Origin of the sequence: Azohydromonas lata NBRC 102462, from assembly GCF_001571085.1 — a bacterium.
GTDB lineage: Bacteria > Pseudomonadota > Gammaproteobacteria > Burkholderiales > Burkholderiaceae_C > Azohydromonas > Azohydromonas lata.
Genome location: NZ_BCTC01000117.1, coordinates 1 through 18,562 on the forward strand (window position 1 = coordinate 1; position 18,562 = coordinate 18,562).

An 18,562-nucleotide genomic window follows, 5' to 3' on the forward strand; every position below is an offset into this window, starting at 1 on the left:
CCGTCTATCGTCCCGATGATGTCGGCGATGCGCCGGCTGGCGGCCTGAATCTGCTCCATGGTCGCCACCACTTGCCCCACCACCTCGCCGCCCTGGCCCGCGGCCGTGCTGGCGCGTTCGGCCAGTTGCGTGGCGTGCTGCGAGGTCTGGGCGTTGTTGGCCACGGTGGCGTTCAGCTCCTCCATGGTCGCCGCCGTCTGCTGCAGGTTGGAGGCCTGCTCCTCGGTGCGCTGCGACAGGTCGGCATTGCCCGTGGCGATCTGGTTGGAGCCGGTGGCGATGGAGTCGGACGCCGAGCGCACCTGGCCCACCAGCGCGGCGAGGCTGTCGCTCATGCGCTTGAGCGCGGCCAGCAGCCGGCCGGTCTCGTCGCTGCTGTCCACGCGCAGGGCCTGGCCCTGGCTCAGGTCGCCCGCGGCCACGGCTTCGGCGATCTGCACCGCGCGCTGCATGGGCCGCGTGATGGAGCGCGCAATGGTGAGGCCCAGCGCCACCGCCACCACCACCGCCAGCAGGCTGCCCAGGGCGGTGGAGAGCCTGTTGACCGTGCGCAGCGAGTCGGCGGCCGCGCTGCGCTGCACGAGCAACGCCTCTTCCATGGTCGTCATCTGGCCCTGCAGCGTGCGGAAGGCATCCATCGCCGCCTTGTCGCGGCCCTGGCAGAACTCGGTTGTGAGCGCATCCAGCGGCTTCCTGCCGGCCGTCACCTCGCGGCGCAGCGCGATCAGGCCTTCGGCCACGCGCTGGAACTCGCTGCTCCTGGCCTTGATGTCGTCCAGGCGCGCCTGCTGCACGGGGTTGTCGGCGGTCAGCGACTTGAGCTCGTTCCAGTTCTTGTCGAAGCCCTCCTTGCCGCCGTTCCAGGGGCCCAGGTGGCCGTCCATGCCGGAGAGCAGGAAGCCGCGCGTACCCGTCTCCATGTTGACCATGCCGGCGAGCATGTTGGCCGCGCGGTCCAGCACCACGTAGGTGTGCTGGTTGATGCTGTCCGCCTCCTTGAGCCGCGCGCCCGTGTAGAGCGACACCGCCCCCACCGCCAGGAACACCGCAATGACGGCGGCGAAAGCCAGGGCAAGCCGTTTGCCCAGCGCGAGGTTCTTGAACATGCAGTCATCCATTCTTTGACGCTGGCCTACACACGCGCAGGCCGTGGCTTTCTTTCGGCGGCGGAAACATTGCTTTGAGCGGTGCTTTCACGGTTGCCTGCACAAAAAGAGCTTGCGGCGTGCGGGTTGTCACGCCGGGCGCATGGCGCGGGCAGTCGGCGCGTCACGCCTGGATACATCTGCCTGCGGCAATGCCTGGATGCTGAGGGCCTGTCCCGGGTAGGGCAGCCAGGCTGGCCTGGCCGGCGCCCTGGGACAGGGAAGTACGGAACGCTTTGAGATGTCGAACACCTTGGATGCGATGCAGGCCCGGCTGGCCGGGATGATGTTCAACCTCAGCAGCGTGGGCATGGCGCACACGGATGCGCTCTCGCGCCGCTTCCTGTGCGTCAACCCGGCGCTGTGTGCGCTCACCGGCTACGGCGAGGCCGAGCTGCTGGACATGACGGTGGACGAGCTCAATCACCCCGAGGACCGCGGCGCCGACGGCCTGGTGTTCGAGCGCTTCATGCGCGGCGAGGCCAGCTACCAGGTGGAAAAGCGCTACCGGCGCAAGGGCGGCGGCGTGGTCTGGGTGCGGGTGACGGCCGACGTGGTGCGCGATGCGCAGGGGTGCCCGCTGCGCTGCTGTGCCGTCATCGAGGACATCAGCGAGCGCAAGCGCGGCGAGCAGCGGCTGCGCGAGAGCGAATCGCGGCTGCATGCCATTGCCAACCTGGTGCCCGGCCTGTTGTGGAGCACCGACCCGGCCGGCCATGCCGACTGGTTCAACCGGCGGTGGTGCGAATACACCGGCCAGAGCGAAGCCCAGGCCATGGGCGACGGTTGGGCCGACGTGGTGCACCCCGACGACCGCGCGGAGGCCGTGGCCCGCTGGCACGAGGCGCTGCGGCGGCACCAGCCGCTGGACAACGAGCTGCGCCTGCGCGGCCACGACGGGCATTACCGCTGGCACCTGGTGCGCGCCGAACCGCAGTTGGGCGACGACGGGCGCGTGCTGCGCTGGTTCGGCTCGGCCACCGACGCGCACGCCGTGCACGGCGTGCGCGACCTGCTGGAGCAGCGCGTGCAGGACCGCACCCGCGAGCTGCGCACGCTGCTGGCCCGCGTGGAGCACGTGCAGGACGAGGAGCGCCGCCGCATCGCGCGCGAGCTGCACGACTCGCTGGGCCAGTACCTCTCTTCGCTGGCGCTGGCCGTGGGCACCGTCACGCAGCAGCAGCGCGACGCCGAGGACCGCGAGTGGCTGCGGCGGCTGCAGCCGCTCATGCAGCAGGTGGACCGGGAGCTGGACCGCATCGTCTTCACGCTGCGGCCCACGGCGCTGGAGGACTGCGGCCTGGGCGACGGCGTGGCCGCCTACGTGGCGACGTGGTCGGCGCTGTCGTCCACGCCGGTGGACCTGGAGCAGCACGGGCTGGACGGCGAGCGGCTGCCCGCGCCGGTGGAGGCGGCCGTGTTCCGCGTCATCCAGGAGGCGCTCAACAACGTCGCCAAGCATGCCGGCGCCACGCGCGTGAGCGTGAGCCTCAAGCGCTCGCGCCGCCACCTGCAGGCCAGCGTGGAGGACGACGGCGTGGGCTTCGAGGCCGCCGAGGGCCGCGACGGTGGCGCCGGCCGCGCCGGCTGGGGCGTGCTGGGCATGAAGGAGCGCATCGAGGCCTTGGGCGGGCAGTTCGCCGTCGAGTCCCAGCCCGGCACGGGCACCACGGTGCTGCTGCGCGTGCCGCTGCAGGAGGACTCGGCGGCCCAGTGAGGCTGCGCGGCGACTGCGGCCTCGTCGCCTGGGCAACGGCTCTTGCGCGGCCGGCGCCGCGGGGTAGGTGCCGGCGCAACGCCCCGGGCCGGCGGGCGCGTTGCCCGGCACTACACTGACTTGCATGAGCTCCGCGGGCAGCCTGATCACCATTGCGTTCCTCATCGCGCTCAGCGCCTTCTTCTCCGTGGCGGAAATCGCCTTGGCCTCGGCGCGGCGGCTGCGGCTGCGGCTGCGGCAACTGGCCGACGAGGGCGAGGAGCGCGCCGAAGCCGTGCTGCAGGTGCAGGCCCGCCCGGGCAACTACTTCACCGTGGTGCAGATAGGCCAGAACATGGTGGCCATCCTGGGCGGCGTGGTGGGCGAGGACGCCTTGAGCCCCTTTGCCGCGGCGCTGCTGGGCCAGGCGCTGGAGCCGCGCACGGCCGAGCTCACGGGCTTCATCGTCTCTTTTTCCATCGTCACGTCGCTCTTCATCCTGCTGGCCGACCTGCTGCCCAAGCGGCTGGCGATGACGCAGCCCGAGAGGCTGGCCATGCGGCTGCTGCCCGCGATGCGCGGGTTCATGCGGCTGCTGCACCCGGTGGTGTGGCTGTTCAACGGCCTGGCCGATGCGCTGGTGCGGCTGCTGGGCTTCCCGGAGCAGCGCGACGAGCGCATCACGCCCGCGGACATCCTGGCGCTCACCGAGGCCGGCGCCGAGGCCGGCGTGCTGCACGAGCGCGAGCAGGAGGTGATCGAAAACGTGTTCGAGCTGGACACGCGCACGGTGGAAAGCGCCATGACCACGCGCGACCGCATCGTCTACCTGCTGCAGGACGAGTCCGAGGACATCATCCGCGCCCGCATCGCGGCGCAGCCGCATTCGACCTATCTCGTCTGCGACGGGCACATCGACCAGGTCGTGGGCTACGTGGACGCGGCCGACCTGTTCGCGCGCATGCTGCGCGAGGAGCCCCTTGCGCTCAAGGGCGAGGCCGGCAGCGCGCTGGTGAAGAAGGTGCTGCTGGTGCCGGACCGGCTGACGCTGTGGGAGGTGCTGTCGCAGTTCCGCCAGGCGCACGAGGACTTCGCGGCCATCGTCAACGAGTACAGCCTGGTGGTGGGCGTGATCACGCTCAACGACGTGATGAGCACCGTCATGGGCAGCCTGGTGCAGACGGGCGACGAGGAGCAGATCGTCCGCCGCGAGGACGGCTCCTGGCTGATGGACGGCCTCACGCCCATTGGCGACGTGTTGCGCGCGCTGCAGATCGACCCCGAGGAGCTGCCCCAGCGCGGCCAGTACGACACGCTGGCCGGCTTTCTCATGGTCACGCTGCGCCGCATCCCGCGGCGCACCGACTGCGCGGTGTGGAGCGGCTACCGCTTCGAGGTCATGGACGTGGACAGCACGCGCATCGACCAGGTGCTGGTGACGCCGCAGGCGGACAGCGCGGCGCAGTTGATTGGGACGTGAGGGGCAGGCGTCCCCTCAGAAATTGAACAGCGCCACCCCCACGCCCAGGCTCGTCTGGCGGTGGTTGTAGTCCAGCAGCGTTTCGCCGTAACCGGTGAAGAGCTGGACGTACCAGCGCAGCCCCTGCGGGTTGTCGCGGCGCACGGGGTAGGTCCAGTCCAGTTGCAGCGAGCCGCGCCTGAAGTCCGTGAGGTGCGTGCGCCAGCCCACCTGCACCGTGTGCGCGCCGGGCAGCCAGTTGGCGGTGAGCTCGGCGTTGCCTATGTAGCGGGTGAGGCCGGGGTTGTCGTCGTCGCCGCTGTCGGACTGGAGCCGGTGGTTCAGGCGCAGTTGCAGGCCCAGCCCGTCGCGCTCGGCGGCGGTGCCGAAGTACACGCGGTTCCAGCTGCGCGATAGCGCGTCGCCCTGGCCGTTGGACTGGTGCGCCAGCCCAAGCTGCACCATGCGCCAGCGCCAGCCCCCGGGCAGCTCGCCCAGCGCTTGCGGCACAGGCACCACGTAGATCGCCTCGGGCTCGTAGTCGGTATTGCGAAAGGGCGAGGACTCCGCGCGGTTCCACACCTGCCACAGCGAGCGCTGTGTGTAGGCGAACCACAAGTCGGCGTCCGGCAGCAGCAGCCCCTCGGCGATCTTGGCGCGCAGCGAGATGCGCAGCTTGGCTTCCAGCGAGCGGTAGCCCGGCCGCGCCGGCGCCAGGCCGCGCGTGGGACTGAAGGGCTGGCGGTTGAGGCTGCTGGTGACGTGCAGCGGCAGCAGGTAGGTGGGCAGGTACGTCCTGACCACGAAGGTGCCGCGCTTGTCCGCGGGCGTGAGCTCCCAGTACTGCGACATCGCCTCGCTCAGCGCCAGCCCGGTGCCGGCGGCCGGCGGCGTGGGCGCGCCGCCGGAGACGGGCATGGAGCCGGGCTCCACCGGGCCGGGCGGCTGCGTGCGCTCAGGCGCCCGCTCAGGCGCCCGCTCAAAAGGCTGCGCGGGAGCCACGCCAGCCGCGGGCGGCGCCGTGCCGGCGCGAAACAGCGCGTCGTAGCAGGCCAGGCGCTGCGCGTCCTCGGCCAGCGCGGCGCAATCGGCCGCAGCCGCGTGCGCGCCGGGAGGCCAAAGCAGGGTGGCGCCGCACAGCAGCGCCGGCAAGGCGGCCGCGGCGCGGCCAGGGGCTGTGCGCTTCATCCGCCCGCGGCGCGGCGTTGGTCCAAGCGCATCCGCCGTGCGGGCCGCGATGGCGTGGCGCGCGCCGCGCGCCGCAGGGCTGTGGCGGGAGCCGGTGTCCCTTTGTCTTTGACGTCCTTCATGCCGTGGCGCACTCCGTGGGATGTGCGCGGCCCTGGCAATTACCGCACCCGCTCTGGGCGCCGCATCCTGACGTCCTTACAGACCCGCCACGCAGGCCGTGAACAGTGTCGGACAGGCCGTGTTCAGCCCTCCGGCCGCGTCTTTGGGGAAGCTGGCGGACTTGAACATCTTCATGACGTTGTCGTAGGGGATGAGCGGCGGCGTGAGCGTCTTGCTCCAGAACAGGTAGTTGGCGTGCAGCCGCCCGCGGGCGAAGGCGTACAGGTCCGTCACGGCCGGCGGCGCGTAGGGGCCGAACTGGTAGGTGGTGACGTAGTTCTCCGCCTGCACCGAGGGCCCAAGCGGCAGCTTGCCGGCCACGGTGTCGTACAGCGGGTAGGCCGAGGCTTCCAGCGTGCTGTCGTTGAGGAAGGTGTCCGGCCCGCCCAGCGCCACGCCGGCGTTCAGCATGTTGCTCACCAGGCCCGGCATGTTGGGCTTGGGGAAGTTGAGGAACTGCATCACCACCGTGTTGGGGAAGGCCTGGCGCGTGGCCGTGTCCACCTGCGCGAGGTTGGCGAAGAAGGTGTTCTTCTGCGCGTCGGTCAGCGGCACCACGGCCTGGCCCAGCGCCGTCTCGTTGTAGGCGATGCCTTCGAAATTGTTCTGCGCGTTGTAGCGGCGGCCCAGCACGCGGGCCAGGGCGACCAGGCGGTCGCGTACCGAGGGCTCGTACAGCGCGATGTTCTCGCCCGTGGTGGCCTCGCTGCCCGTGGCGTCCTTGCCGCTGATGCGTATGCGGTACACCCCGCCGCCGTACTCGGCCGTGTGCAGGTAGTCCGGCAGCGCGCGGGCTCCGGCCTGGAAGGCCTTGGTGCTGATGGTGATGAAGAGCTGCTTGCCCGCGGCGCGCGCCAGGCTGAGGTCGCGGTCGATGCGGGAGAAGTCGTAGACGCCCCGGGACGTCTCGATGTCGCGCCAGGCGTAGCGCGTCATCACGCCGCGCACGTTGGGCAGCGCCGAGATTTCCTTGAAGGTGTTGGTCGTGAGGTACTCGCCCGCGGACGCGCCCAACGCGACGTAGTGGCCCGGATGCCACTTGACCGGGGCCGTGGGCGCGGTCACCGCCGCCTGCGACAGCGCCGCGCCGCCCAGGGCCAGCAGCAGCGCCGCCAGGGAGGCGCGAACGGAGTTGAGCTTCTTCATCGCGTTGATTCGTCTGGTTTCATTCCGCGCGGCCAGTCGTTGGCCGGGAAACTGCAGGCCGTTGCATTTCGCGTGGGCGAAAATCCAATGCTCAATTTCCGGCAAGAAAAAGACAAAAGGCTGCCTTCAAGGCGGTTTGCCTTGTGCCGCTTGGTGCCGCGGGAAATTCGGTTTAATGAAAAGCTGCCGGTGAATACCGGCACGCGTGCTCGGACTGTTCAAGAGGCGCCTGCCGCCGGTTTTTTTGGCCGCGGCGGGCGCTGCTGCCTGCTTTTCGGCCTGCCGCGAGGCGCGTTGAGGGCCGGCGTGGTGGCTGGATGCTTCGGAAGTAAGCGCTTGTCATGCGGGCGCGGCGCCGGCCGCTGCCGCAGGTGAAAAGGCCCGTCGGGTTGGGCGGGGCTAGGTTCAGATTTCTTTGCGGCGGCGCTTTTCCCTGGTGCTACAGCGGGTGGCGAGCAATACCGACATTTGCGTGCGCTCCGGCGGCGACGAGTTTTGCGTGCTGCTGCTGGATACAAAGCTGGCCGGCGCGCAGGAATTTGAGCAATGGCTGTTGGCGGCGCTGGAAACGAAGCTTGATCTGCCCTAGCCCAGTATCGGAATGGGGCAGGCCAGGCCGTTTGAATGGCCTGCGCCTGCAGCCCTGATTGCCCAGGCGGACATGGCGGCGGGCGACTTGGGCACCCACATCGACGCGGGCCGGCAGGATAAGCCTGGGCTGCTGCAGTCCCTGGCGCGCCATGCGCGACAAGCTGGCCCAACTCGTGTTTGAAGTGCGGCTCAACGCCGCGGTGGAGGCTGCGCGTGCGGGCGAGCAAGGCCGGGGCTTCGCGGTGGTGGCTGGCGAGGTGCGCACGCTGGCGCAGCGCTGCGCCGCGTGACGGCGCTCATGAGCGAGATCAACAGCGCCAGCGCCGAGCAAAGCCGCGGCGTGACGCAGGTGGGCCAGGCCGTCAACCAGATGGACGAGGCCACGCAGCAAAACGCCGCACTGGTGGAGCAGAGCGCGGCGGCCACGGACAGCCTGCGCCGGCAGGCGCAGCGCCTGGTTGATGCGGTGTCGGTGTTCCGGCTGGGCAGCAGCCAGGCGGCTTGAGCGGTGCCGGCCGGGCGCAGCCTCAGGCCAGCGCCTTTTCCTCCACCGGCTGGCGCATGCCTATGGCCATGCGGTTCCAGGCGTTGATCTGCGCGACGGCCCAGCACAGCTCCACGACCTCCTGCTCGCTGAAGTGGGGCTGCAGCGCGGCGAAGGCGGCGTCCTGCCCGGCGTGGCCGTCGGCCAGCCGCGTCATCGCCTCGGCCCACTGCAGCGCGGCGCGCTCGCGCTCGCTGTAGAGGCCGGTCTCGCGCCAGGTGGGCAGGCTGTTGATGCGCTGCCAGCCCTCGCCGTGTTCGCGCAGCGTGCGGACGTGCATGTCCAGGCAGAAGGCGCAGCCGTTGATCTGCGAAACGCGGGTCTGGACCAGCTCGATGAGCACGGCCCCCAGGCTGGAAGCGGCGGTGGCCGCGCTGACGGCGGCCATGGCCTGGTAGGCCTTGGGGGCCAGGCGGGTCCAGGGCAGGCGGGGCTGGTGGGTGTCTTGCACGGTGTTTCCTCGTCAAAAAAAGTGGGCTTGCACCTTCAAGACGAGGCGGGCAGCGCGCTTGTGACGCCGGCGGCCGGGTTTTTGGCGCGCTCCCAGGCTGCGGCGATGCGCGCGAGCTTGTCGGGGTTGCGCTGGACGTGGATGCGCAGGATGCGCTGCCCGTCGGTCTCCAGCGCCTGCACCGATTCGAGCCGCCCGTCCACGAAGCGCAGCAGGCCCCATTCGCCGTTGACGACGGCCATTTCCCACTGGACGAGCGCGCCGTGGCGCAGCTTGGTGGCGAGGAAGAGTTGCGCGATGCGCCGCCCGCCCTGGAGCACCTTGCCGAAGCTGGGCACCTTGCCGCCGCCGTCGCTGAGCAGTTGCGCGTCCTCGGCCAGCAGGCTCTGCAGCGCGGCGAAATCGCCGCTGCTGGAGGCGTGAATGAAACCCTGGAGCAGCCGGCGCTGCGTGTCGTGCGGGACGGCGTGGCGGCGCCGTGCGTCGCGCAACTGCGTCTTGGCGCGGCTCACGAGCTGGCGGCAGGCGTCCTCGCTCTTGTCCAGCACGCGTGCGAGCTCGGCGTAGTCGGCATCGAACACCTCGCGCAGCAGGAAGGCGACGCGGGCCTCGGGAGACAGGCGCTCCAGCACGGTGAGGAAGGCCACGGAGAGGTCGTCGCAGCGCTCCAGCAACTGCTGCGGCGAGGGCGGCGAGTCCTCCACCAGCGGCTCCGGCAGCCAGAAGCCCACGTAGTGCTCGCGCTGCGCCTTGGCCGCGCGCAGCCGGTCCAGCGCCAGGCGCGAGGTGACGGTGACGAGCCAGGCCTCGGCGCTTTGCAGCGCGGCGTGGTCCGCCTCGTGCCAGCGCAGCCAGGCGTCCTGCACGACCTCCTCGGCCTCGGCGCGCGAGCCGAGCATGCGGTAGGCCACGCCCTGCAGCCGCGGGCGCAGGCGGGAAAACGTGGCGGTGGAGGTGTCGGCGGCGGCAGCGGTGGCGGTGTGGTCCATGGCGGGGAAGACGAATCAGGCGGGGCGTTTGTGACAGGGACGATTCCCCCGCGGTGTTTCGGTTGGTACGTCCTCGGGGCCTGCCCGTCAGGGTGAGGTGAGCGTCGCCTGCGGCAGTTGCGCCATCAGCCCTTCGCAGTGCGCCTGCAGCGCCGCGTGCAGCAGCCGCACCGCCGGTGAGAACTGGCGGCGGTGCGGGCACACCAGGTGCAGCGGCACCGGCTCGCCCAGGTGCTGCGGCAGCAGCAGCTCCAGGCGGCCGGCGAGCACGTCCTCGCGCACGTCCAGCCAGGACTTGTAGGCGATGCCCTCGCCGGCCACGGCCCAACGGCGCACCACGTCGGCGTCGTCGCTCAGCAGCGGGCCGCGCACGCGCACCAGGCGGCGCCGCGCCAGCTCGCCGCCGGCTTCGGTGAAGGCCCATTCGTCATAGACGCTGCCGCGGCGCACGTAGCACAGGCAGTCGTGCTCGGCCAGCGCCTGCGGCGTGGACGGGCGGCCGCGGCGCGCCAGGTAGTCCGGCGCGGCCACCAGCATGCGGCGGTTGCCCGGGGCCAGCGGCAGGGCCACGAAGCTCGCGTCCTCCATGCGGCCGTAGCGCAGCGCCACGTCCACCGGGTCGCGGAACACGTCGGTGATCTGGTCGGAGAGGAACAGGCGCAGCGTCAGCGCCGGGTGCGTGCGCCTGAAGGCCGTGAGCACGGGCAGCATCACGTTGCGGCCCAAGTCCGAGGACACGGCCACCTGCAGCACGCCGCGCACCTCGGCGTCGCGCCGCACCAGCTCCTGTCCCTCGCGCAGTCCCTCCAGGGCGCCCAACGCGTAGGGCAGGTACTGCCCGCCCTCGGCCGTCAGCCGCAGGCTGCGCGTGGAGCGGGCGAACAGGCAGATGCCCAGCGCCGCCTCCAGCCGCTTCACGGCCGCGCTGGCCTGGCCCGGCAGCAGCCCGGCCTCGCGCGCCGCGGCCGAAAAGCTGCCCAGCGCCGCGGAGCGGACGAAAAGGTTGAGGTCTTCAAAACGGACCACGCCATCTGTCTCCAAGGGATGAAAGTGCCACCATTCATTGGGCTCGATTTTCACTCCGGGAGTGAAAGTGCTGCTGCGGCCCACGGCTGTTTCGCGCGGGCGGGTGCGGCCACCATGGCGACCATGCCGCAGCGACCACCTAACCCCGTTGCGGCGCAGTGACCTCCGTCTACACACCCCTGCACCCCTGCACAGAGAGAGCCGCCATGAACGTTCTTGCCGCCGCCCAAAGCCGCTACACCGCCAAGGCCTACGACGCCTCGCGCCGCATCCCGCAGGCCACCGTCAACGAGCTGCTGGAGCTGCTGCGCTTCGCGCCCTCGTCGGTGAACTCGCAGCCCTGGCATTTCATCCTGGCGGGTGACGCAGCCGGCCGCGAGCGCATCGCCAAGGCGGCGCAGGGCGGCTATGCCTACAACGTTTCGAAGATCCGGGATGCGTCGCACGTCGTCGTCCTGTGCGCGCGCCAGGACCTGGACGAGGCCCACACCAGCGCCGTGCTGGCGCAGGAGGCGGCCGATGGCCGCTTCGCCAACGACGCTGCCCGCGAAGGCCAGCGCAAGACGCGCGACGGCTACATCACCCTGCACCGCGAGGCGGGCGACCTGACGCATTGGGCGCAGAAGCAGGTGTACCTGGCCCTGGGCACGCTGCTGTTGGGCGCCGGTGCGCTGGGTGTGGACGCCACGCCCATGGAAGGTTTTGACGCCCAGCTGCTGGACGAGGAGCTGGGCCTGGCCGCCAAGGGTTTCAACAGCGTGGTGCTCGTGTCGCTGGGCTACCGCGGCGAGGCGGACTTCAACGCCAGGCTGCCCAAGTCGCGCCTGCCGGCCGACGCCGTGATCACGCGCCTTTGACGTCCCGCCAGCACGGAAGGAGCCCTGCCATGAAAGCCATCGCCTACATCGAACACGGCCTGCCCATCGACGACCCGCTGGCGCTGGTCGAGCTGGAGCTGCCCGCGCCGCAGCCGGGTCCGCGCGACCTGCTGGTGGAGGTGCGCGCCGTGTCCGTGAACCCCGTGGACACCAAGGTGCGCCGGGGGGCCGCCGTGCAGCAGCCGCGCGTGCTGGGCTGGGATGCCGCGGGCGTGGTGCGCGCGGTGGGCCCGCAGGTGACCCTCTTCAAGCCGGGCGACGAGGTGTTCTATGCCGGCTCCATCACCCGCCCCGGCAGCAACAGCGAGCTGCATGCGGTGGACGAGCGCATCGTGGGCCCCAAGCCCGCGAGCCTGTCGTTCGCGCAGGCCGCGGCGCTGCCGCTGACCTCCATCACCGCCTGGGAGCTGCTGTTCGACCGCTTGGGCGTGCCTGAAGGCGGCGGGGAAGGGCAAAGCCTGCTGATCATCGGCGCGGGCGGCGGCGTGGGCTCCATGCTCACGCAACTGGCGCGGCGGCTCACGCGGCTGCAGGTCATAGGCACGGCCTCGCGCGAGGAGACGCGCCAGTGGGTGCGCGAGTTGGGTGCGCACGAGGTGATAGACCATGCCCAGCCCCTCACCGAGGAGCTCAGGCGCGTGGGCGTGGACGCGGTGAGCCACGTCGCCAGCCTCACGCACACCGACGCGCACTACGGGCAGATCATCGAGGCGCTGCAGCCCCAGGGCCGCCTGGCGCTCATCGACGACCCGGCCCAGCTGGACGCCGTGCCGCTCAAGCGCAAGAGCCTGTCGCTGCACTGGGAGCTGATGTTCACGCGGCCCATGTTCGAGACGCCGGACATGGCCCGCCAGCACGCGCTGCTGCAGCGCGTGGCCGAGCTGGTGGACGCCAGCACGCTGCGCAGCACGCTGGCCGAGCACTTCGGCGTCATCAACGCCGCCAACCTGCGGCGCGCGCATGCGCTGCTGGAGTCCCAGCGCGCACGCGGCAAGGTGGTGCTGGAAGGGTTCTGAGCGACCCCGGGGCTTCAGCGGACGGCGCTGCCGGCGCCGCGCGCGGGCTTGTTGCCGCTGCTGAAGCCGCCGCCGGCGCTCGTCGTGGCATCGCGGGCGCCCTCCGCACCCTGCACGTCGCCGTGCATGAGCGCCGTGGCGATCAGGCCGAAATCCGCCGACTGCTTGTGCACCGTGGGCGCCACGGTGCCGCCGCCCAGCAGCACCGAGGCCACGGCCGGATGGCGCGGGCCCACCGCAATGGCCACGCCGCCGCCGCTTTGGCCAAGGCCCGCGGCCAGCGCGGGCAGGGACAGCGCGGCCAGCAGCGCCAGCGTGACGGTGGGACGAACGGATTTCTTCATGCTTGTGGGGCTTTCCTCGGAACGGCCTGGACGGGTGTGCGGCGGCGCCCGCCGGGGCAGTGGCGGGCCGCGCAGCATAGGGCCGGCCCGGTAGGGAACCGGCCTGGCTGCCCGCGTCCAACGCGCCGCAGCGCCAACGGTGCACGCCTTTGGGGCAGCGTTTCATCCCGCTACACGCGCGCCGCGCGGGGCCGGGCCCCGGCTGCGCCGCCGCGCCCGCGGGCCGTTTCAGGGCTTGAACAGCGCCAGGTTCACGGCCTGGCCCATGGCCTCGTAGCCGGCATCGCTGGGGTGCAGCGAGTCGCCGCTGTCGTACAGGGGCAGCATGCGGCGCGGGGCGGCAGGGTCGCGCAGCGCGGCGTCGAAGTCGATGACTGCATCGAAAGCGCCGCTGTTGCGTATCCAGGCATTCACGTTTTTGCGCTGCGTTTCCTGGAAGTCCGTGCCGCGGCCATAGGGCGTGAGCGTTGCGCCATATATTTTCAAGCCGCTCTTGCGGGCCTGGGAAATCAGTGCCTGGTAGCCGCTGATCAATTTGTCGGCGGTGAAATTCTTCTTGATGTCGTTGATGCCGCCGAGAACGATGGTGAATTTCGCCCCAGGCTGATTCACCACGTCGCGCTCGAAGCGCTTGACCATGCTGCCGCCCTGTCCCCAGGCCACCAGGGTATTGCCGCCTATGCCCTGGTTGAGCACGCCCAGGGAGGGGCCGTCGGCGCGCAGTCGGCGCGCGAGCACGTCGGTCCAGCGGCGGTTGAGGTTGCCGCTGGAATAGGCGCCGTTGGTGATGGAATCTCCCAGGGCGACGACGGCGGGCAGCGGGCTGGCAGTTTGCACGTCCACGTTGGTGAGCAGATACCAGGACGAGGTGCAGGTCTTGGGATTCAGCCCTTCCGTGCACAGGCTGGAAAATACGCCCGCTTGTGCGGCGGCACCGGCGAAATTGCCGGGCGTGGACACATAAGTGGTCTGGCGGGCGCGCAAATGCTGTGTCGTGGCGGTGGTGAATACCGGCAGGTAAATGCTGACGGCGAGGTTCTGCCCGCTGTTGAAGCTCAGGTTGACCGGGTCGCTGACGGCCGTGGCGCCCGCGGGCACGGTGATGCCGGCCTGGCCGTTGAAGGTCAGCACGCGGTCGGTCGAGGGGTCGGTGGACGAGCCGGTGGTCTGCAGCGCGACATGGGCTTCGCCAATGACCAGCGGTGCGGTGCCGTAGGCGTTGCTCAGCCGCACGCGCAGCCGCTGGCCGCCCAAGCTGGTGTGGACGATCTGGCGCAGCGTCTGGTTGTTGAATTTCCCGGCGGTGGTTTCCGCCTGGGAAGTGGCCGGCTGCGGCGCCGTGCCCCAAGTGCCCACCCAATAGGAGAGGTCGCCGCTTTGTTGCGCCCAAGCCGGCAGGGTGCCGGCCGTGCAAATCAACAGGCCGGCCCATGCCTGGGAAGCCATGCGCTTGGGGTCGATCAAATTCATCGTGGAATTTTGAGGGCAGGTTTAATGGCCCGACGCAAAGGCGCGGGAGCTGCAACTTTGCTGGAAGAGGGTATTTATTGTGCTGGGCAAAAGTATCTGAAAAATTTCCTTCAGGAAACAATTTATTTTTGTGGGGCATATCGAATGTAAGCTCTTATTTTGTGCCCGATTGTTTTATGAGAGGGATTTTTGCTGCGCCTTGTTTCGGGTGGTCGCGGCTGGAATCTGAATTTACATCCGTGCAAGGCCGCGCCGGGTCAATTTATGGGTTGGCAAATCAGCAGGTGCAGGGCGTAGATCGGCACGGCGGCGTTTTCAACATTTCACGATGCTTAACTCGCCCAATTTCACGCCGTGGGCCAAGCTTTTGTCCATGCGGCCGGCACCTTTTGCCGCCGGCGCTGTACCCGGAGCACGCCATGAGCTGGTTCGACGCACCCGACGGCACGTCGCTTTACTACAAGGACTGGGGCCGGGGGCGGCCGGTCGTGTTCTCGCACGGCTGGCCGCTGAGCGCGGACGCGTGGGAGGACCAGATGGTGTTCCTGGCCGAGCACGGCTGCCGCGTCATCGCCCACGACCGGCGCGGCCACGGCCGCTCCGGCCAGCCCTGGCAGGGCAACGACATGAACACCTATGCCGACGACCTCGCGGCGCTGGTGGACGCGCTGGACCTGCGCGAGGCCGTCTTCGTGGGCCACTCCACGGGCGGCGGCGAGGTGGCGCGCTACCTGGGCCGCCACGGTGGCGCCCGCGCCGCCAAGGCCGTGCTGGTGGGCGCCGTGCCGCCCATCATGCTCAAGACGCCGGCCAACCCCGATGGGCTGCCGCTGGACGTGTTCGACGGCATACGCGCCGGCGTGCACGCCGACCGCGCCCAGTTCTTCCGCGACCTCTCCGGCCCCTTCTACGGCGCCAACCGCGCCGGCGCCAAGGTGTCGCAAGGCTTGCGCGACACCTTCTGGCTCATAGGCATGCAGGGCTCGCTCAAGGCGGAGCTGGACTGCATCAAGCAGTTCTCCGAGACCGACTTCACCGAGGACCTCAGGCGGATCGAGGTGCCCACGCTCTTCATCCACGGCGACGACGACCAGATCGTCCCGCTGGCCAACTCCGCGCAAAAGGCCGTGAAGCTCGTGCGCAACGCCACGCTCAAGGTCTACCCCGGCGCCCCGCACGGCCTGGCAGCCACGCACAAGGACCAGCTCAACCAGGACCTGCTGCGCTTCATCCAGGCCTGAGCCGCGGCCGGCTGCGCGCGCGGCCGGCCGCGGAGCATGGGGTGGCGGTGCAGGGGCGGCGGGTGTCGGCCTGGGAAGGGCTCGGTAGCCCACCAAGGACTTAAACTGGTACTGAAAACGGTACTCATTTAATTCGTTGGGGGCGCTCATGAACACTCTCCCGGCCATTGAGCTCAAGCGGCGCGGCATGGCCGCCGTGGAAGAGGGGCTGCGACATGGCCCCGTGCACATCCTCAAACGCAACCGGCCGGCCGCCGTGGTGTTGAGCGAACAGGAATACCAGCGCCTGTTGGCGCGGGCCGGTGAGGCGGAGGCCGCCAAGGGAGGCGGCGCGTTGGAGTGGTTGCTGGCACAGCCGCTGGACGGCGGCCGCGCGACGGCCGACATCGACCGCCAGATCGATGACGAGCGCGATGGGTGGGACCGTTGATCGCCTACCTAGATGCCAATGCGCTGATTTATCTGTTGGAGGGGCAAGCCGACACGGCGCGGCAGGTGCGCCGCTGTCTGGAGGAACTGGCCCAAGAGGCAGGCCGGGTCACGGTGGCGATGAGCCGCTTGTCGTGGATGGAGTGCCGCATCAAGCCCTTGCGTGATGGCGATACCGCGCTGCTGTTGCGCTACGACAGCTTCTTTGCCGCGCCTGACTTGCGCTGGATGGAGCTTGACCGCGGCACCGTGGAGTTGGCCACCACGCTGCGCGCATGCCACGGCTTGCGGACCCCGGATGCCTTGCAGGCCGCCGGCTGCCTTCTGGCTGGCCAGCCCCATGCCTTCATCACCGGCGATCAGGCCTTTGCAAAGGTGGCGGGCTTGGCCTGCCGCTTCGTCTGCGTGAAGGCGGCAGGCCCTCCCGGCGCGTGAGCGCGTGTAGCCAAAGCTTGCCGGTGAGTGCCGGCGGCAGCGTTTCGTATCACTCCCATTTCCCTGATGCCCCCGGAGCCCTTCCCGGGTGTGAAAAACTGCCGCGCTCTGACCTGGTGACCGCGCCCGCGGCGGCGCCCGTCGTTTCTCACCGCCCCGCCTGCGCCGAGGCTGCTTGCACGAGCCCCGTGGCGGGCGCCACCGGAGCGCCATGCAGCCCGTTCCCCCGCCCAACGCCCTTCCAGCGCCACCGCGCATCGCGCGCTTCGGACCGTTCCAACTGGTGCCCGCGCGGCGCCGCCTGCTGCTCGACGGCGAGCCCGTGCGCCTGAGCGACCGCGCGCTGGACCTGCTGGTGGCGCTGGTCGAGCAGCGGGGCGAGGTCGTCTCCAAGCCGCAGATGCTGCAGCGCGGCTGGCCGGGGCTGGTGGTGGAGGAAAGCAACCTGCGCGTGCAGATCGCCGCGCTGCGCCGCGCGCTGCGGGACCCGCGCGACGCGCCGCGCTTCATCATGAGCGTTCCCGGGCGCGGCTACGCCTTCGTGGCCGACGTCGCCTGGACGGCCGACGAGGGCGAGGCGGCGCAACGCGGCGCGGCGGCGGCCCCCTCCCCCGCTGCCCCGGCCGCGCGCGCGGCGCCGGCGCAGCCGCTGGTGGGCCGCGACGACTTCGTGGCCGCGCTGCAGTACGAGCTGGCGCTGCGGCGCTTCATCACCGTCATAGGCCCCGGCGGCATGGGCAAGACCGCCGTGGCGCGGCTGGTGGCCGCGCGCAGCGCGTCGCGCTACGCCGACGGTGTGCAGTTGCTGGACCTGGCGACGCTGGCCGGCGCCGATCTGGTGTTGCCGCACCTGGCCTCGCGGCTGCGCGTGCCCGCCACCGGCGCGGGCACGCTGGCTGCGCTGGTCGAGCATCTGCGCCATCGCCACCTGCTGCTGGTGCTGGACAACTGCGAGCACGTGGTGGACGCCGTGTGCACGCTCGCCCAGGCGCTGCGCGAGCAGTGCGAGGGCGTGGACGTGCTGGCCACCAGCCGCGAGGCGCTGCGCGCCGCGGGCGAGTACGTCAAGCGCTTGCCGCCGCTGGCCGTGCCGCCGGCGGGGCAGGCGATGAGCGCCGAGCAGGCCCTGGACCATGCCGCGCTGCGGCTGCTGGTCGAGCGCATACGGGCGCAGGACGTGCGGCTGTCGCTGGACGAGGGCGAGCTGGCGCTGTTGGGCGACATCTGCCGCCGCCTGGACGGCCTGCCGCTGGCGCTGGAGCTGGCGGCGTCCTGGGTGCCGGTGCTGGGCCTGGCCGGCGTGGCCTCGCTGCTGGACCAGCGGCTGAGCCGCCTGGGTGGCGGTGCGCGCGACGCCCCGCCGCGCCACCGCAGCCTGGCCGCGGCCATCGCCTCCAGCTACGACACGCTGGACGCCGGCGAGCGCGCGCTGTTCCGCCAGCTCGGCGCCTTTCGCGGCAGCTTCACACTGGCGGCGGTGGAGTCGGTGTGCCGGCTGCGCGGCGGCGAGGCGGCGGCCTGCGCCGCGCTGTCGCAGTTGGGCCGGCTGGTGGACAAGTCGCTGGTGAGCGTGGAGCTGGCCGAGGTGCCGCCGCGCTACCGGCTGTACGAATCGCTGCGCCGCTATGCCCTGGAGCAGTTGCACGACCTGGCCGAGTGGCGCGCGGCCTCGCAGGCGCATGCGCGCCAGGTGCTGGCGCACTGCGAGGGCCTGATGCGGCAGCACATGAATCCGTCCTGGCCGCAGCGCCACGGCGGCGACATGGCCGACATCCGGGCCGCGCTGGCGTGGGCCTTGGGCCCGGACGGCGACGCGCCGCTGGCCATGGCGCTGGTGCGGGCGTCCGAGCCGTTGTGGACGGGGCTGCTGCTGGTGGACGAATGGCGCGTCCTGCTGGAGCGGGCGCTGGCGCAGGCGCGCGACGCCGGCCGCGAGGGGGAGGGGATGCCGCCTGGTTGCAGACGCATCTGGCCGGCCTGCAGGCCCTGGAGGCTGCGGCCGGCTGAAGCCCTGGCGTCCTGCAAGGGGTGGCCGCTGCACGGGCTGCCTTGGGAAGATTGTCAATCACTCATCTGGCACACCACCCCGCAAAGTGTGTATACTTCGCTCCCTCGCAAACGCACTGCCAGCAACGCCGACAAGTCGGACGCGCCGGCGGGTGAGTTTGAAACCCCAGAGGTTGCGGAGTCGGGCCGGCGCCATTCATGGTTTGCTGATTTGCATCTGTGTTGCCTGAAGGGTTTGTTGAAACCTTGCGAAAGGTTGGCGTCAGAAATATGTGCGCCAGCGGACACAAGGTTTTGGGCGAGTCGGGAAATTGCTTGTTGCAGCGGTTCTAAATAACCAAGCAG

At 70.3% G+C, this 18,562-nt stretch carries 18 protein-coding genes and 1 pseudogene; 11 read left to right on the plus strand and 8 right to left on the minus strand.

Annotated features, from left to right (window positions below; all coding sequences use genetic code 11):
- Positions 1 to 1,106 (minus strand): methyl-accepting chemotaxis protein (locus tag ALA01S_RS25990; protein ID WP_169806016.1); only part of this gene is annotated, 1,106 nt, incomplete at its 3' end.
- Positions 1,107 to 1,386: 280 nt separating this feature from the next.
- On the opposite strand from ALA01S_RS25990, the gene ALA01S_RS25995 reads away from it, so the two are divergent.
- Both ALA01S_RS25995 and paeA read left to right on the plus strand, forming a co-directional pair.
- Entirely contained in the window at positions 1,387 to 2,862 is a 1,476-nt protein-coding gene (locus tag ALA01S_RS25995; RefSeq protein ID WP_084267961.1) for a PAS domain-containing sensor histidine kinase, read from the plus strand.
- Positions 2,863 to 2,986: 124 nt separating this feature from the next.
- Positions 2,987 to 4,321, plus strand: coding sequence for a polyamine export protein PaeA (gene paeA, locus ALA01S_RS26000; RefSeq protein WP_066342209.1), 1,335 nt, complete (start codon positions 2,987 to 2,989; stop codon positions 4,319 to 4,321).
- A 15-nt stretch (positions 4,322 to 4,336) separates the two neighbouring features.
- Here paeA and ALA01S_RS26005 read toward each other — a convergent pair whose 3' ends face one another.
- Both ALA01S_RS26005 and ALA01S_RS26010 read right to left on the minus strand, forming a co-directional pair.
- A complete protein-coding gene (locus ALA01S_RS26005; protein WP_066342210.1) occupies positions 4,337 to 5,488 on the minus strand; it encodes a phospholipase A in 1,152 nt (383 codons plus the stop codon).
- Between the two features lie 198 nt (positions 5,489 to 5,686).
- On the minus strand, positions 5,687 to 6,796 hold the full coding sequence (locus ALA01S_RS26010) for a hypothetical protein (protein WP_066342211.1): 1,110 nt from the start codon (positions 6,794 to 6,796) through the stop codon (positions 5,687 to 5,689).
- Between the two features lie 436 nt (positions 6,797 to 7,232).
- On the opposite strand from ALA01S_RS26010, the gene ALA01S_RS32220 reads away from it, so the two are divergent.
- From ALA01S_RS32220 to ALA01S_RS35380, 3 genes and pseudogenes are all read left to right on the plus strand, one after another.
- Positions 7,233 to 7,385: a diguanylate cyclase domain-containing protein gene (locus ALA01S_RS32220; protein WP_259375542.1), complete on the plus strand. Its 153-nt coding sequence runs from the start codon at positions 7,233 to 7,235 to the stop codon at positions 7,383 to 7,385.
- Between the two features lie 190 nt (positions 7,386 to 7,575).
- A pseudogene (locus tag ALA01S_RS35375) lies at positions 7,576 to 7,665 on the plus strand (methyl-accepting chemotaxis protein); the annotation flags it as partial.
- 20 nt (positions 7,666 to 7,685) lie between these two features.
- Complete coding sequence (locus tag ALA01S_RS35380) at positions 7,686 to 7,892, plus strand: hypothetical protein (protein WP_157119287.1); 207 nt, start codon at positions 7,686 to 7,688, stop codon at positions 7,890 to 7,892.
- A gap of 22 nt (positions 7,893 to 7,914) precedes the next feature.
- Here ALA01S_RS35380 and ALA01S_RS26020 read toward each other — a convergent pair whose 3' ends face one another.
- The 3 genes from ALA01S_RS26020 to ALA01S_RS26030 all read right to left on the minus strand — a co-directional run bounded on the left by ALA01S_RS26020 (position 7,915) and on the right by ALA01S_RS26030 (position 10,397).
- Entirely contained in the window at positions 7,915 to 8,382 is a 468-nt protein-coding gene (locus ALA01S_RS26020; protein ID WP_066342213.1) for a carboxymuconolactone decarboxylase family protein, read from the minus strand.
- A gap of 35 nt (positions 8,383 to 8,417) precedes the next feature.
- Positions 8,418 to 9,371, minus strand: coding sequence for an RNA polymerase sigma-70 factor (locus ALA01S_RS26025; protein WP_066342214.1), 954 nt, complete (start codon positions 9,369 to 9,371; stop codon positions 8,418 to 8,420).
- 87 nt (positions 9,372 to 9,458) lie between these two features.
- A complete protein-coding gene (locus tag ALA01S_RS26030; RefSeq protein ID WP_066342215.1) occupies positions 9,459 to 10,397 on the minus strand; it encodes a LysR family transcriptional regulator in 939 nt (312 codons plus the stop codon).
- 206 nt (positions 10,398 to 10,603) lie between these two features.
- Here ALA01S_RS26030 and nfsB point away from each other — a divergent pair, with 206 nt between their 5' ends.
- Positions 10,604 to 11,254 carry an oxygen-insensitive NAD(P)H nitroreductase gene (nfsB, locus tag ALA01S_RS26035; RefSeq protein WP_066342216.1) on the plus strand — a complete coding sequence of 217 codons (651 nt, stop codon included), beginning with the start codon at positions 10,604 to 10,606 and terminating at the stop codon, positions 11,252 to 11,254.
- 29 nt (positions 11,255 to 11,283) lie between these two features.
- The gene (locus ALA01S_RS26040; protein WP_066342217.1) at positions 11,284 to 12,291 is read left to right on the plus strand and encodes a zinc-binding alcohol dehydrogenase family protein; all 1,008 of its coding nucleotides are present in this window, start codon (positions 11,284 to 11,286) and stop codon (positions 12,289 to 12,291) included.
- 14 nt (positions 12,292 to 12,305) lie between these two features.
- Here the strand turns inward: ALA01S_RS26040 and ALA01S_RS26045 are convergent, their stop codons facing one another.
- A complete protein-coding gene (locus ALA01S_RS26045) occupies positions 12,306 to 12,635 on the minus strand; it encodes a hypothetical protein (RefSeq protein WP_066342218.1) in 330 nt (109 codons plus the stop codon).
- A 228-nt stretch (positions 12,636 to 12,863) separates the two neighbouring features.
- Positions 12,864 to 14,105, minus strand: a complete 1,242-nt coding sequence (locus ALA01S_RS26050; protein ID WP_066342219.1) for an SGNH/GDSL hydrolase family protein — start codon at positions 14,103 to 14,105, stop codon at positions 12,864 to 12,866.
- A gap of 419 nt (positions 14,106 to 14,524) precedes the next feature.
- Here ALA01S_RS26050 and ALA01S_RS26055 point away from each other — a divergent pair, with 419 nt between their 5' ends.
- From ALA01S_RS26055 to ALA01S_RS26070, 4 genes are all read left to right on the plus strand, one after another.
- Positions 14,525 to 15,346, plus strand: coding sequence for an alpha/beta fold hydrolase (locus tag ALA01S_RS26055; RefSeq protein WP_066342223.1), 822 nt, complete (start codon positions 14,525 to 14,527; stop codon positions 15,344 to 15,346).
- Positions 15,347 to 15,494: 148 nt separating this feature from the next.
- Positions 15,495 to 15,776 carry a type II toxin-antitoxin system Phd/YefM family antitoxin gene (locus ALA01S_RS26060; RefSeq protein WP_066342220.1) on the plus strand — a complete coding sequence of 94 codons (282 nt, stop codon included), beginning with the start codon at positions 15,495 to 15,497 and terminating at the stop codon, positions 15,774 to 15,776.
- Positions 15,764 to 16,210, plus strand: a complete 447-nt coding sequence (locus ALA01S_RS26065; RefSeq protein ID WP_218011533.1) for a type II toxin-antitoxin system VapC family toxin — start codon at positions 15,764 to 15,766, stop codon at positions 16,208 to 16,210. Before ALA01S_RS26060 ends, ALA01S_RS26065 begins: the two co-directional genes overlap by 13 nt.
- A 211-nt stretch (positions 16,211 to 16,421) precedes the next feature.
- Entirely contained in the window at positions 16,422 to 18,554 is a 2,133-nt protein-coding gene (locus tag ALA01S_RS26070; protein WP_066342222.1) for an ATP-binding protein, read from the plus strand.
- Positions 18,555 to 18,562: the final 8 nt, after the last annotated feature.

Bases quoted from the DNA above. Each gene is read 5' to 3' on its own strand.
- ALA01S_RS26055 (WP_066342223.1), top strand. From the start codon at position 14,525: ATGAGCTGGTTCGACGCACCCGACGGCACGTCGCTTTACTACAAGGAC.
- ALA01S_RS26025 (WP_066342214.1), bottom strand. From the start codon at position 9,371: ATGGACCACACCGCCACCGCTGCCGCCGCCGACACCTCCACCGCCACG.
- nfsB (WP_066342216.1), top strand. From the start codon at position 10,604: ATGAACGTTCTTGCCGCCGCCCAAAGCCGCTACACCGCCAAGGCCTAC.
- ALA01S_RS25995 (WP_084267961.1), top strand. From the start codon at position 1,387: ATGTCGAACACCTTGGATGCGATGCAGGCCCGGCTGGCCGGGATGATG.
- ALA01S_RS26005 (WP_066342210.1), bottom strand. From the start codon at position 5,488: ATGAAGCGCACAGCCCCTGGCCGCGCCGCGGCCGCCTTGCCGGCGCTG.
- paeA (WP_066342209.1), top strand. From the start codon at position 2,987: ATGAGCTCCGCGGGCAGCCTGATCACCATTGCGTTCCTCATCGCGCTC.
- ALA01S_RS26010 (WP_066342211.1), bottom strand. From the start codon at position 6,796: ATGAAGAAGCTCAACTCCGTTCGCGCCTCCCTGGCGGCGCTGCTGCTG.
- ALA01S_RS26050 (WP_066342219.1), bottom strand. From the start codon at position 14,105: ATGAATTTGATCGACCCCAAGCGCATGGCTTCCCAGGCATGGGCCGGC.
- ALA01S_RS26070 (WP_066342222.1), top strand. From the start codon at position 16,422: ATGCAGCCCGTTCCCCCGCCCAACGCCCTTCCAGCGCCACCGCGCATC.
- ALA01S_RS35380 (WP_157119287.1), top strand. From the start codon at position 7,686: ATGAGCGAGATCAACAGCGCCAGCGCCGAGCAAAGCCGCGGCGTGACG.
- ALA01S_RS26060 (WP_066342220.1), top strand. From the start codon at position 15,495: ATGAACACTCTCCCGGCCATTGAGCTCAAGCGGCGCGGCATGGCCGCC.
- ALA01S_RS26040 (WP_066342217.1), top strand. From the start codon at position 11,284: ATGAAAGCCATCGCCTACATCGAACACGGCCTGCCCATCGACGACCCG.
- ALA01S_RS26045 (WP_066342218.1), bottom strand. From the start codon at position 12,635: ATGAAGAAATCCGTTCGTCCCACCGTCACGCTGGCGCTGCTGGCCGCG.